10 protein-coding genes are annotated in these 14,298 nt (G+C 36.3%); all 10 read left to right on the top strand.

The annotated features are described in order from the left end of the window. Position 1 precedes the first annotated feature (1 nt). The 10 genes from ISU00_RS11350 (at position 2) to ISU00_RS11395 (ending at position 14,210) form a co-directional block, all read left to right on the top strand. A complete protein-coding gene (locus ISU00_RS11350) occupies positions 2-2,032 on the top strand; it encodes an alpha-L-arabinofuranosidase C-terminal domain-containing protein (RefSeq protein WP_228850777.1) in 2,031 nt (676 codons plus the stop codon). A gap of 59 nt (positions 2,033-2,091) precedes the next feature. Continuing rightward, positions 2,092-3,762, top strand: coding sequence for a ribulokinase (locus ISU00_RS11355; RefSeq protein ID WP_228850778.1), 1,671 nt, complete (start codon positions 2,092-2,094; stop codon positions 3,760-3,762). 3 nt (positions 3,763-3,765) lie between these two features. After that, positions 3,766-4,464 (top strand): L-ribulose-5-phosphate 4-epimerase, encoded by a 699-nt coding sequence (locus tag ISU00_RS11360; RefSeq protein WP_228850779.1) that lies wholly within the window; start codon positions 3,766-3,768, stop codon positions 4,462-4,464. A 21-nt stretch (positions 4,465-4,485) separates the two neighbouring features. Further along, positions 4,486-5,991: an L-arabinose isomerase gene (araA, locus tag ISU00_RS11365; protein ID WP_228850780.1), complete on the top strand. Its 1,506-nt coding sequence runs from the start codon at positions 4,486-4,488 to the stop codon at positions 5,989-5,991. 24 nt (positions 5,992-6,015) lie between these two features. Next, positions 6,016-7,191 carry an aldose epimerase family protein gene (locus ISU00_RS11370; protein ID WP_228850781.1) on the top strand — a complete coding sequence of 392 codons (1,176 nt, stop codon included), beginning with the start codon at positions 6,016-6,018 and terminating at the stop codon, positions 7,189-7,191. Between the two features lie 2 nt (positions 7,192-7,193). Then, positions 7,194-8,813 (top strand): sodium:solute symporter, encoded by a 1,620-nt coding sequence (locus ISU00_RS11375; RefSeq protein WP_228850782.1) that lies wholly within the window; start codon positions 7,194-7,196, stop codon positions 8,811-8,813. 128 nt (positions 8,814-8,941) lie between these two features. Further along, positions 8,942-11,242, top strand: a complete 2,301-nt coding sequence (locus ISU00_RS11380) for a penicillin-binding protein 1A (protein WP_228850783.1) — start codon at positions 8,942-8,944, stop codon at positions 11,240-11,242. An 86-nt stretch (positions 11,243-11,328) separates the two neighbouring features. Then, a complete protein-coding gene (locus ISU00_RS11385) occupies positions 11,329-13,020 on the top strand; it encodes an N-acyl-D-amino-acid deacylase family protein (protein WP_228850784.1) in 1,692 nt (563 codons plus the stop codon). Positions 13,021-13,190: 170 nt separating this feature from the next. Next, on the top strand, positions 13,191-13,340 hold the full coding sequence (locus ISU00_RS11390) for a hypothetical protein (RefSeq protein WP_228850785.1): 150 nt from the start codon (positions 13,191-13,193) through the stop codon (positions 13,338-13,340). A 165-nt stretch (positions 13,341-13,505) separates the two neighbouring features. After that, positions 13,506-14,210: an SGNH/GDSL hydrolase family protein gene (locus tag ISU00_RS11395; RefSeq protein ID WP_228850786.1), complete on the top strand. Its 705-nt coding sequence runs from the start codon at positions 13,506-13,508 to the stop codon at positions 14,208-14,210. The last annotated feature ends 88 nt before the right edge of the window (positions 14,211-14,298 follow it).

Genomic DNA, 14,298 nt, shown 5'->3' on the forward strand with positions numbered 1-14,298 from the left:
AATGACATACACAATTTTAAAATATTCATTATTTACCTCTTTTCTAGTAATTCTATTATCAATCCTTTATGGTAAAGAAAGTTCGGAGGTTTATAAGAACGATCCTATAAGTCCGACAAAAACAAGAAATTTATCGTTGGATTTAAAGGAAACAGGCGTTAAAATCCAACCAACCATGTATGGTATTTTCTTTGAGGATATCAATTTTGCTGCTGACGGGGGATTATATGCTGAACTTGTGAAAAACCGTTCTTTCGAGTTTACATTACCAAAAATGGGTTGGTTTGAACCCAATACAAATTTTTATACGTTAAACTCAGATTCAGGCAGTTCTTCAGTTATTAAATATACCGGTGATAAGACAAATAAAAATTTTCTAAGGATAACTATAAATGATGCTGGCAAGTATCAACTCATTAATGAGGGTTATCGAGGAATGGGTGTTATAAATGGTGAAAGCTATAGGTTGACTTTGATGGCATCAAAATTTTCTGGTTCAGTTTCTTCAATTATCGTTGAATTAATTACCCCTGAAAATGAGGTCATTACAAAACAAACAATTCCTGTGGATAGCGATGTGTGGAATAATTATGAAACGATTCTAACTCCAGAGAAAACAGAAGCAAAAGCGAAACTTAGAATGACTTTTGAAGGGTCTGGAGAATTAGATCTGGATATGATTTCACTGTTCCCTGTAAATACTTGGCAAAGTAGGACAAATGGTTTAAGGAAGGATATTGTTGAGCTATTAGATGAACTTAACCCAGGTTTCCTTAGATTTCCAGGGGGATGTATTGTTGAAGGACGCATCTTAGATAGACGTTATCAGTGGAAGAAAACCATTGGCCCAGTTGGAGATAGAGAAATTTTGGTGAATCGTTGGAATACGGAATTTGCCCATCGTCCAGCTCCCGATTATTACCAAAGTTTTGGTATAGGTTTTTTTGAATATTTTCAGTTGGCTGAAGACCTAGGAGCTGAACCTTTACCTATTTTAAGTTGTGGAATGGCTTGCCAATTTAATACAGGAGAATTAGTTCCAATCGATGAATTGGATCCTTATGTTCAAGATGCTTTAGATTTAATTGAATTCGCTAATGGTGATGTAAATTCCCAATGGGGCAAAAAGCGTTTGGAAATGGGGCATCCAGAACCCTTCAATCTAAAATATATCGGTGTTGGGAATGAACAGTGGGGCCCGGATTATATTGAGCGATACAAGGTCTTTGAAAAAGCAATAAAAGCTAAATATCCAAAAATTATTATTGTTTCGGGTAGTGGACCCTTTTCAGATGGAGAGTTTTTTGATTATGGAATGAAGGAGCTTAAAAAGTTGAATGCTGAACTTATAGATGAACATTATTATAAACCGCCACAATGGTTTTTAGATAATGCTGCCCGTTACGACAAATATGATAGAAATGGACCCAAGATTTTCGCCGGAGAGTATGCCGCACATCCTCGGGAAGCGGAGGATGGTCCACTTGAAAATAATTGGGAAGGTGCATTAGCCGAAGCCGCATTTATGACAGGTTTGGAACGTAATGCAGACGTAGTTCATTTAACGTCATATGCTCCTTTAATGGCACATAAGGACGCTTTTCAATGGGCCCCGGATTTAATTTGGTTCGACAATTTAGAATCTTATGGAACTCCGAATTACTATGTTCAAAAATTGTATGCTAATAATCCCGGGACAGATTTATTAAGAATTACTGAAAATGGCACCCAACTTAGTGGACAGGATGGTCTTTATGGGTCTGCTGTTAAAGATGTCATCAACAACACAATTATTATAAAATTAGTTAATACTTCCAATCAACTACAATCACTTATGATAGATTCGAAAGGGGGTAGGTTTAAAAAGGAGGCTGAGAAAATTGTTTTGCATCATGATGATGGCAAAGCTTCCAATTCATTTGAAAAACCTGAAAATATTGCCCCTATTTCAAGTAAAATTAGCTTGTCGGGAAGAAAGTTCAATCTAGATTTGGAACCTAAATCGTTTACAATTATCAAAATAAATATATAAGTGTAATTAAAACACTTAAAAATTTTATTATTTTTGATTACACTAACTAAGAATTAGAAATGAAATCTTATGTCATTGGGCTTGATTACGGGTCAGATTCCGTACGTGCCGTATTAATTGATACGCAAAACGGAGCGGAACTTGCTTCGAGTGTACATAATTATAGACGTTGGCAGTCACAAATGTATTGTGATGCTAGTAAAAATCAATTTAGGCAACACCCGCTAGATCATATAGAGGGTTTACAAAATACAGTTACAGCTGTTTTACAGACGAGTGGTGTAGATCCCAAATCTGTAAAAGGGATTTGTATAGATACTACAGGTTCATCTCCGATGCCCGTTACTGAAGATGGTACAGCTCTAGTATTTGTTGAAGGTTTTGAGGAGAATCCTAATGCTATGATGGTTTTGTGGAAGGACCATACTGCGATAAAGGAAGCCAATGAAATAAATGAATTAGCCAGATCATGGGGTGGAGAGGACTTCACAAAATATGAAGGCGGTATTTATTCCTCTGAATGGTTCTGGGCTAAAATTTTGCATGTCATACGTGAGGATGAAGAAGTTAAAAAAGGTTCCTATTCTTGGATGGAGCACTGCGATTACCTTACCTGGATTTTGTGCGATGAAACCAGTTTAGATGCTTTTAAAAGAAGTAGATGTGCTGCCGGGCATAAGGCCATGTGGCATGAAAGCTGGGGAGGTCTTCCCGCGAAGGAGTTTTTAAATCAATTAAATCCATATTTGGCTGAGCTTCGCGATAATCTTTATGAAACAACCTTTACATCGGAAGAAATTGCAGGTAAATTAAATTCAGAATGGGCAGATAAACTTGGATTAACTACCGATACGGTCATTGCGGTAGGAACCTTTGACGCCCATGCTGGAGCGGTCGGTGCAAAGATTGATGAGGAAACCCTTGTTAGGGTTATGGGTACTTCCACCTGTGATATTATGGTCTCCTCCAAAAACAATTTGGGAGAAACAACTGTTAAAGGTATTTGTGGACAAGTTGATGGATCAGTAATTCCTAATTTTATTGGATTGGAAGCTGGTCAGTCTGCTTTCGGTGATGTGTTAGCATGGTTTAAAAATGTACTTCAATGGCCAATTGATAATTTAATTTTGAATTCTTCCATCTTAAGTGATGACCAAAAGGAAAAATTAAAAGCTGAAGCAGAGCAGAATTTCATAAGGAGTTTGGCTTCCCAAGCCGAACAGATACCAATGTCTGAGATTATTCCCATTGCTTTAGATTGGGTAAATGGTCGAAGGACACCTGATGCAAACCAAGAATTAAAAAGTGCTATCAGCGGAATTTCTTTAGGTACTAAGGCACCTCATTTGTTTAAAGCTTTGGTTAATTCCATTTGTTTTGGATCTAAAATGATTGTGGAACGTTTTCAGGAAGAAGGAGTAAAAATTAGTTCAGTAATCGGTATTGGTGGTGTTGCAAGGAAATCACCATTCATAATGCAAACCCTTGCTAATGTCTTGAATATGCCTATTAAAGTTGCTGAATCCGATCAGGCGCCAGCTTTAGGTGCTGCAATTTATGCTGCAGTGGCAGCAGGTATTCATCCAAATGTTATTGAAGCAAGTAAAATAATGGGTAGTGATTTTGAAGCGGAATATTTTCCTCAAAAAGATCAGGTTAAAGTATATGAACAATTTTTGGAGGAATATAAAAGGCTTGGAAATTTTGTTGAATCCACCACTAAAGGTTAAAATATGTCTAGATATAAAGATTTAAAAGAACGCTGTTACGAAGCCAATATGGAGCTAAATGCACTCAATTTGGTTGTTTATACCTTTGGTAATGTAAGTGAAGTCTCTAGGGAAAAAGGGGTGTTTGCCATTAAACCAAGTGGTGTTCCCTATGAAGTATTGAAGCCTTCTGATATTGTTATTGTTGATTATGACAATAATATAGTTGAAGGTTCCTTAAGACCCTCTTCCGACACTAAAACCCATGCTTATCTATATAAAAATTGGGAAGATATTGGCGGTGTTGCCCATACACACGCGACCTACTCGGTTGCTTGGGCACAATCTCAACTGGATATTCCAATTTTTGGAACTACACATGCGGATCACCTTACAACAGATATCCCTTGTGCCCCTCCTATGGAAGATCATTTAATTGAAGGTAATTATGAACACAATACAGGTATACAAATTCTAGACTGTTTTGAGCAACGTCAGCTGTCTTACCAAGAGGTTGAGATGGTGCTTATCGGTAATCATGGCCCATTTACATGGGGCAAAAATGCTGCAAAAGCAGTTTACAATAGTAAAGTTCTTGAGGTTGTAGCTGAAATGGCTTACAAAACCCTACAAATTAATCCGAATGCTCCACGGCTTAAGGATGCATTGATTAAAAAACACTATTTACGAAAACACGGAAAGGATTCCTATTATGGGCAATAGCCTAACCAACTAAAAACGATTATGATAGAAAATACTAAAGAATTATGGTTTGTTACGGGAAGTCAGCATTTATATGGTGATGAAACTTTGAGACAGGTAGCTGAGAATTCAAAAGCAATAGTTAATGGTTTAAATACCTCGGAATTCATTCCGGTCAATCTAGTTTATAAACCAACAGTAACCACACCAGATGAAATATTGAAACTTTGCAGGGACGCAAATTTCGATGATAACTGTATAGGTATAGTAACCTGGATGCATACATTTTCGCCCGCTAAAATGTGGATAAAGGGGTTAGGAGAACTAAATAAACCTATCTGTCACTTACATACCCAATTCAATGATGAAATTCCATGGAATTCTATAGACATGGATTTTATGAATCTTAACCAATCGGCCCATGGCGATAGGGAATTTGGGTTTATAATGACCAGGATGAGAATTAATCGAAAGGTAGTTGTTGGACATTGGAAATCGGAATCCGTACAACAAAAAATTGGTTTGTGGAGCCGGGTCGCTTTAGGTTGGGATGAAATGAAAAACCTGAAAGTCGCTCGTTTTGGTGATAATATGAGGCAAGTAGCCGTTACTGAAGGTGATAAGGTTGAAGCTCAAATTAGATTGGGAGTTTCTGTAAATGGTTACGATTCTTCTGATATAACGGATAGAATTAAAAACATTTCTCAAAGTGAAATTGACCAATTATTAGAGGAATATGAAACTTCTTATGATTTGGCTGATGATTTAAGATCGTCAGGCAGTAAGCGAGAATCTTTGGTTGAGGCTGCCAAAATTGAAATTGCCCTGCGATCATTTTTGGAAGAAGGAGGATTTAAAGCTTTTACAGATACATTTGAAAATCTTGGTACTTTAAGACAACTTCCAGGAATAGCTGTTCAACGTTTGATGGCTGATGGTTATGGATTTGGGGGTGAAGGTGACTGGAAAACGGCCGCAATGGTAAGAGTAATGAAAGTTATGGCGCAAGGGCTAGAAGGTGGGACTTCCTTTATGGAAGATTATACCTATCATTTTACACCCAAAAAATCTTATGTGCTTGGTTCACATATGTTGGAGATCTGTCCCTCAATCTCGGATGGAAAGGCTAGTTGTGAGGTACACCCTCTAGGTATTGGGGGAAAGGAAGATCCTGTCAGATTAGTCTTTAATTCTCCAGCCGGACCTGCTATTAATGTGTCATTAGTTGATATAGGTAATAGGTTTAGATTGATAGTGAATGAAGTAGAAGCTGTTCCACCGATGAAAGATTTGCCAAAGCTGCCGGTGGCTAGGGTTCTTTGGGATGCTCATCCTAATTTAGAAATTGCAGCAACCGCGTGGATATTAGCAGGGGGGGCTCATCACACGGTATATTCACAAGCAGTAACCACAGAATTTTTGGAGGATTTTGCAGAAATGGCCGGAATAGAATTGTTGGTAATAGACAAGGACTGTAAATTAAGACAATTTAAGGATAACTTACATTCCAATGAGGTCTATTACAATTTGTTTCAAAACAAACTTTAATCAAATTTTACTAACTACTATACAATGAATAAATTTAATCACCTCAAGGGTTTTATGTTTTCTTCAGTTCTGGTTTTGACATTATTGTCGTGTAAGAATGAAACCAAACAAGAAGAAAATAATACTGAAACTGAACCTAAACCAGCACACATGATTGACAAAAAGACCTTTGGCGTTATGCCAGACAACTCGGAAATTTCGGTATATACCCTAAAGAATGATAATGGTATGGAGGTTTCGGTAATTAATTATGGCGGAATCATTACTTCCTTAAATGTCCCAGATAGAAATGGTAATGTTGAGGACATTGTACTAGGCTTTAATAATCTAGAGGATTATCTGAAAAAGCCACCATATTTTGGAGCTTTAATTGGTCGCTATGGTAATAGGATAGGTGATGCAAAATTTACATTAAATGGAACTGAATACCAATTGGCAAAGAACGATGGTGAAAATAGTCTACATGGTGGAGAAAAAGGTTTTGACAAGGTTTTTTGGAACATAGAACCTATAACAGATTCAGAAAACCCAACCCTAAAATTAACCTATAGAAGTGAAGATATGGAAGAAGGTTTTCCAGGGAATCTGGATGTTGAGGTACATTATATCTTAACAAATGATAATACGCTAGAAGTAGATTATAAAGCCACTACAGACAAACCAACGGTGGTGAATTTAACACAGCACACCTATTTCAATTTATCTGGCGATTTTTCAAAAAGCATTTTAGATCAAGAGGTTTCGATTAATGCTGATGGTTATTTGCCAGTAAGTAAAACTCTTATTCCAACGGGTGAAGTAAGATCGGTTGAAGGTACCCCTTTCGATTTTCGAAAATCAAAAAGTATTGGACAAGATATTGAAGATAAAGATCAACAAATTTCCTTTGGGGGAGGTTTTGATCATTGCTGGGTATTAAATGGTGACGGAATGAGAGAGGCAGCAACAGCCTATGATCCTGCTAGTGGTCGATATATGGTAGTTAAAACCAATGAACCTGCTATTCAATTTTATACAGGAAACTTTTTAGATGGAACTCTTCCTGCAAAAGGAGGTGGTAATTATGAACATAGAACCGGGTTTTGTTTAGAGACACAACATTATCCAGATTCACCTAACAAACCAGATTTTCCTTCTACGGAACTTAAACCTGGTGAAATCTATTCTTCGAAAACCACCTTCACCTTTTCAACCAAATAGTTATGCAGACATTAGATACGTTTGATTGGATTTGTATATCCATTTATTTCCTTGTCTTACTAGGAATTGCATTTTGGGTTATTAAAAAGAAACAGAATAACACAGAAGATTACTTTTTGGCAGGTAGAAATGTTGGTTGGTTTGTTGTTGGTGCTTCAATTTTTGCCTCGAATATAGGATCTGAACATGTGGTAGGTCTTGCTGGTGCTGGAGCGGGGAATAAATTACCAATGTTGATTTATGAAATTCAAGCTTGGGTGGTATTAATCCTTGGTTGGGTGTTTTTACCTTTTTATGCGAGAAGTGGTGTATTTACAATGCCGGAGTTTTTAGAGAAAAGATTCGATTCACGGTCTAGATGGATATTGTCAATTTTCTCGATAGTAGCCTACGTTCTAACCAAAATATCAGTTACGATATACGCTGGAGGGGTTGTTGTTTCTGCCTTGTTAGGTATCGACTTTTGGACGGGAGCATTGTCAACTGTTATATTAACGGGTATATATACGGTTTTGGGAGGAATGAGAGCTGTAGTTTATACGGAAACCTTACAAGCCATAATATTGGTTATAGGTGCGGCTATTTTAACCATAATCGGATTGGATAAAGTAGGAGGTTGGGAAAGCATGTCTGAAACTGTGACTCCTGAATATTTAAATATGTGGAGGTCAGCTTCCGATCCAGATTTCCCATGGCCAACCTTGTTGATAACAAGTACGATAGTTGGTGTTTGGTATTGGTGTACGGACCAATACATCGTTCAAAGAACCTTGACCGCAAAAAATATAAAAGAGGGTCGGAGAGGTACCATATTTGGAGCATTGTTAAAGTTGCTTCCTGTATTCTTATTCCTAATTCCAGGTGTTATTGCTTTGACATTGAAAATGAGAGGAGAATTAGAATGGGAAACTCCAGATCAGGCATTTCCTGTATTGATGAGTAACTTGTTGCCATCTGGATTAAGAGGATTGGTTGCAGCCGGTCTTTTGGCCGCACTGATGAGTTCTTTGGCCTCTGTCTTTAATTCGTGTTCAACTTTGTTTACAGTTGACATATACAAGAAATTAAGACCAAATACCCCTGAGAAAAAATTGGTTCGTACAGGACAGATTGCGACTATGATAGTGGTTATTATTGGTATTATTTGGATTCCTATTATGGCTAATATTTCTGGAGTATTGTACGAATATTTACAATCGGTTCAATCTTATATTGCCCCTCCAATAACTGCTGTCTTCTTGCTAGGAATATTCCATAAAAGAATTAATGCACAAGGTGCTTTCGTTACCTTGGTTGTTGGGTTCTTGGTAGGAGCGTTTAGAATTGTCTTGGAAATAGTGAAGGGCTCATTAAACCCGGATGGAATTTGGTTCATGTTAGGAGATATGAATTTCTTAACCTTTAGTGCATGGTTCTTCTTATTCTGTGTTGTATTGATTATAGGGGTGAGTTTAACTACCAAGCAACCTGCGCCAGAAAAAGTATTAAACTTAACTTTTGGCACAATCACGGAGGAAGAGAAACAGAAAAACAAGACAAGTTATAATTGGGTTGATATTTCAATATCAATTTTAATACTCTTAGTTGTGGTAGGCGTTATGATGTTTTTTAACGGTAAGTAAATAGAAAAATATTCATTTTATTAAAGCACACATTATGTGTGCTTTTTTGTTTTATTTATTGAAATGTTAGCATTTTAATCCAATTAGCGGCATTTACCGTATATAACTTAGACTTAATTAATCCATTAATGCGAAATATCCTTAGAAATAAAATAGTAAGATGGTTGATTTACTCCATTCTTACTCTATGTCTTCTTTGTACGTTATTTGTAGCGTCAGTTTATTTTGGTTTTTGGGGGAAATTACCAAGTGAAAAGAATCTACTGAACATAGATCAAGCAGAAGCTTCGCTTATTTTTGATTCATCTGATAAAATATTCGGGAAATATTACATATTTGATAGAGAAGGGGTTAGTTATGAAGAATTGCCAACCCATTTAGTAAATGCATTAATTGCTACGGAGGATGTGCGATTTTACAAGCACAAGGGAATAGATATAAGGAGTTTTGCGAGGGTGTTTTTCAAGACATTGCTGCTTCAAAATGAATCTAGTGGTGGTGGAAGCACCATTACACAGCAATTGGTTAAGAATCTTTACGGCAGAAAGGATTACGGTTTTTTAAGCCTCCCTGTTAATAAGGTTAGAGAAATGATTGTAGCGCGAAGGATTGAAGACTTATATAGCAAAGAACAAATTATTGCACTTTATTTCAATACTGTTCCCTTCAGTGACAATACATATGGAATTGAAAGTGCTTCACGCAAGTTTTTTAATACAACAACCCCAAATTTAAACTTATCAGAATCTGCCACGTTGATAGGGACCTTAAAGGCTTCCCATAGTTTTAACCCCCGTTTGTTTCCGGATTTGAGTAAAAATAGAAGGAACGTGGTTTTAAACCAAATGGCTAAATATGGTTTTTTAGGAAATGATTCACTCCATGTTGCAAAAAATTCACCGCTAATTTTAGATTACCATCCATTTGAATACGATGAAGGGATAGCACCCTATTTCCGGGAGAAAATAAGGCTAGATATGTCACGGCTATTGGATAGTTTGAATGAGGACTTGGAAGAGCCCTATGACTTATACAAAGACGGTCTCCGTATTTATACAACCTTAGATTATGGCTTACAACAGTATGCAGAAAATGCTGTCCATAATCATATGAAAAAATTGCAGGCCCAATTTGAAACGTCTTATGGAAAAAATGCACCATGGATTAAGAATGATAAATTAATCATGGATCATGTTAAGTCGCTTCCAGATTATAAAATTTTGACAGATAAAGGTCTTAATGAGCAGCAAATTTTAGACTCCATGAAGGTGACCTATAGAACCCCGGTATTTTCATATGAGGGTGATACAATTTTGCCATTGAGTACGATTGATAGTTTGAAGTATTATTTGAAGTTTTTAAACACCGGATTTGTGGCGATAGATCCACATTCTGGTGCGATTAAATCCTATGTTGGAGGAATCAATTTTGAACATTTTAAGTATGATCATGTTTCCACTGGTAAACGTCAAGTAGGCTCTACGTTTAAACCTATTGTTTATGCCGCGGCTATTGAAAATGGCATTGAACCATGCTCTTATTTCTCTTTAGAATCTGTAAGCTATGAAGAATATGACGGATGGACCCCTACTAATGCCTCAAATGAGGAAACAGACCCTTATATGAATTATAGTATGGCTAATGCATTGACTCATTCAATTAATACTATTTCTGTAAAGGTATTGGACGCCGTGGGAATTGAAGCGGTAGTTGAGCAAGCTAAGAAAATGGGTGTTGAATCGACTTTACCAAAAGTTCCGTCCTTAGCACTGGGTACAGCTGAATTGTCACTTATTGAGCTCGCAACTGCATATACATCATTTGTAAACAATGGTAAACATACCAATCCTTATTTTATTGAAAGAATAGAAGATAAAAATGGGGATATTATATATCAACATGAAAAAAGCAAGTTAGAACTAGAGGCGTTTTCCGAAAACACTCGAGGTGCTATGTTGGAGATGATGAAATCTGTGGTTAATGAGGGAACTGCTCAGCGCTTACGTTCGGTTTATGGACTTCCTAATGATTTAGCGGGGAAAACTGGTACAACACAAAATAATAAGGATGGTTGGTTTGTTGGAGTAACTCCAAACTTAATTATAGCCTCTTGGGTTGGAAATGACGATCATCGCATTGGGTTTAGAACAACATCTATGGGTCAGGGAGCCAACACGGCACTTCCGATAGTGGCTGAGTTTATAAAGCAGTATAATTCAGATGTAACCTATAAATCGATTAGTCAGGCTCGTTTTCCTGAACCAAATGAAGATGTTATTGCCAAGTTGGATTGCGATCCTGAAAAAAGAGACGGTTTTTTTAAACGTTTATTCTCCTCAAAAGAGAAAGATGACAAAACCGAAGTAGGTAAAAAGAAAAAGAAAGGTTTTTTTTCATTTTTAAAGCGAAAGAAAAGTGACGATAATTAGGTAATAATTCTTTCCATTCTATTATTTAAGAAAATTTCATACTTTTTAGTGGTTAAATTATTTCCTTTTTAACTAACCTTCAAGACATGAAACGAAATTTCTTTACCCTTTCTTTAGGTTTTCTTATTGTAATTTTTTTCTCATCCTGCCATAGCGAATTACCTAAATATGACATCATTATAAAAAATGGATCAATAGTTGACGGTACAAATTCACCAGCTTTTCAAGGAGATATAGCAATTATTGCAGACACAATTGCCGCTATTGGGGCCTTAGATAAGTTTGTTGCTGATACCATAATTGATGCTTCAGGATTAACAGTTTCACCAGGTTTTATCAATATGCTTAGTTGGAGTACAGAATCACTAATTGAGGACGGGCGATCAATGAGTGAATTAAAACAAGGAATTACTTTACAAGTATTCGGTGAAGGTTGGTCGATGGGCCCACTTAATGATAAAATGAAAGAGGAAATTAAAAAGGGTCAAGGTGATATTAAATATGATGTTGAATGGACCTCTCTAAGAGAATATTTAGAGTTTCTACAAAATAAGGGTGTTACACCTAATGTTGCTTCATTTGTTGGTGCTACTACTCTAAGAATTTACACCATGGGTTATGAGAACAAGGCTCCATCAGCAGATGAAATGAATACCATGAAAAAGTTGGTTAAGGAGGCAATGGAAGATGGTGCACTTGGTGTGGGTTCTTCCTTGATTTATGCACCTGCTTTTTATTCGAGCACAGATGAACTCATCGAATTGTGTAAAGTAGTTTCAGAATACGACGGAATGTATATTTCCCATATGCGAAGTGAAGGTAATAATCTTTTAGAGAGTTTAGATGAATTAATAACAATAGCTAAAGAAGCCAATTTGCCTGCTGAGGTTTACCATTTAAAAATGGCAGGGAAGGCAAATTGGAACAAATTCGATGCTGTAGTTAAAAAAATAGATTCTGCTCGAAACGCTGGAATAAAAATAACCACTGATATGTATACGTATGTGGCGGGAGCAACTGGGCTGGATGCATCAATGCCACCTTGGGTACAAGAAGGAGGATATGACGAATGGGCTAATAGATTAAAAGATTCGGCGATTAGAAAAAAGGTAATTGAAGAAATGAAAACTGAATCTGAAGATTGGGAGAATTTAATGCTTGGTGCGGGTACGGCTGACAATATGTTATTAGTAGGATTTAAAAATGATAGCCTAAAATATTTGACTGGTAAATCATTAAAAGAGGTTGCTGAAATGCGTGGAAAGTCTCCTGAGGAAACAGCAATTGACCTGGTTTTAGAAGACGGAAGTAGAGTGGGAACAGTTTATTTCTTAATGTCTGAAGAGAATGTAAAAAAGCAAATTGCATTGCCATATATGAGTTTTGGTTCTGATGCTGAATCTTCTGCGCCAGAAGGTGTTTTTCTGAAATCTAGCACACATCCCCGAGCTTATGGAAATTTTGCTCGATTATTAGGAAAGTATGTAAGAGAAGAGAAAATTATTCCTATAGAAGAGGCAGTACATAAATTATCTTTGATGCCTGCAAGAAATTTGAAGATTCAAAAACGAGGAGCTTTAAAAGTTGGTTATTACGCGGACATTGTATTATTTGATGCGGAAACTATTACAGATCAGGCTTCCTTTGAAGACCCAATGCAATATTCTACTGGAGTAGAGCATGTTTTTGTTAATGGTGTACAGGTACTTAAAGATGGAAAGCATACAGGTAAATTTTCTGGTAGAGTGGTTTATGGTCCAGGTTTTAGGTCGAAATAAAAAATGTGAAATTATTTAGTTTAAATGCTTCATTGATCGGTTAATAAGCTCATTTTGTAGGGTTGTATTTACAAATTTCTTTCATTAGCTAATATTTTAGTGGATAATCGAAGATTTTTGGTGTAAAAATCTGATTTCACGACCTTTGCACTAAACTAATTAGTAGGCATATGGAAATCATTACTTCATTTTACGACAATTACAAAAATGCTATGCAAGGGTTGCATATAGCCATTAGAATATTAGTTACTGCTGTTCTGATATTCACCTTGGCTGCTGTGGCTATGGCAATAGTGAACGTATTTATAACAACTATTTAGGAAAGCCCTATTTATTTGTTTTAAACATGACTTTAATATATCGGTGAATTCTTCACCCTAGAAAATATTTTTCAAAATTTGAAATATTAAAACCCTGTTTTTTAGCAGGGTTTCTTTATTTTCAATGTCTTTAAACATAATTTAATTTTACTAAAAAACCTCATTATGAAAAAGACTTTGCTGATTTTTGCATCACTAATTTTTGTAAGTTTCGGATATGCGCAAATTGAAAGCTATAAGGAGTTAATGAGTCAAGATTGGGCAAACCTTAAAAAATATAGAGAAGCCAACGACAGCATAATTGATAGCGGAAACTATCCTGATGTGGTTTTTATGGGCAATTCCATTACAGAGGGATGGGTTAATATGCATCCTGTTTTTTTCCGGGAAAATAATTTTGTGGGAAGGGGTATTGGTGGCCAAACCACACCTCAAATGCTCATTAGGTTTACACCTGATGTTATTGATCTGAAACCTAAGGCCGTTGTAATTTTAGCGGGTACTAACGATATTGCAGGAAATACTGGCTTTTCATCAGTTAAAATGATCACGGATAATATTAAGGCGATGGCTTTATTGGCTCATAATAATGGTATCAAGGTTATCCTTTCTTCCATTTTACCTGTTTATGATTATCCTTGGAGACCGGGTTTAGGACCTGTTTCAAAAATTGATGAAATTAATTCTTGGATGAAAAAATTTGCAGAGGAAAACGGTCATACATACCTTGATTATTTTAGTTCACTTTCAGATGAAAAAGGTGGTATGAAAACTGAGTATGCCAATGATGGAGTTCACCCAACTAAGGAAGGTTACAATATCATGGAACCGTTGGTATTTGAAGCTATTAAGAACACGATCCATGATTAACTTGTAATTGGGTTTCTTTAAGGTCTTACCATTGATAAGATTTGAAATCAGTACGAAAAAGTTATTAATTTTGAAAATTCTCGATTAT

The organism is Aegicerativicinus sediminis (genome assembly GCF_015476115.1).
GTDB classification, from domain to species: Bacteria; Bacteroidota; Bacteroidia; order Flavobacteriales; family Flavobacteriaceae; genus Aegicerativicinus; species Aegicerativicinus sediminis.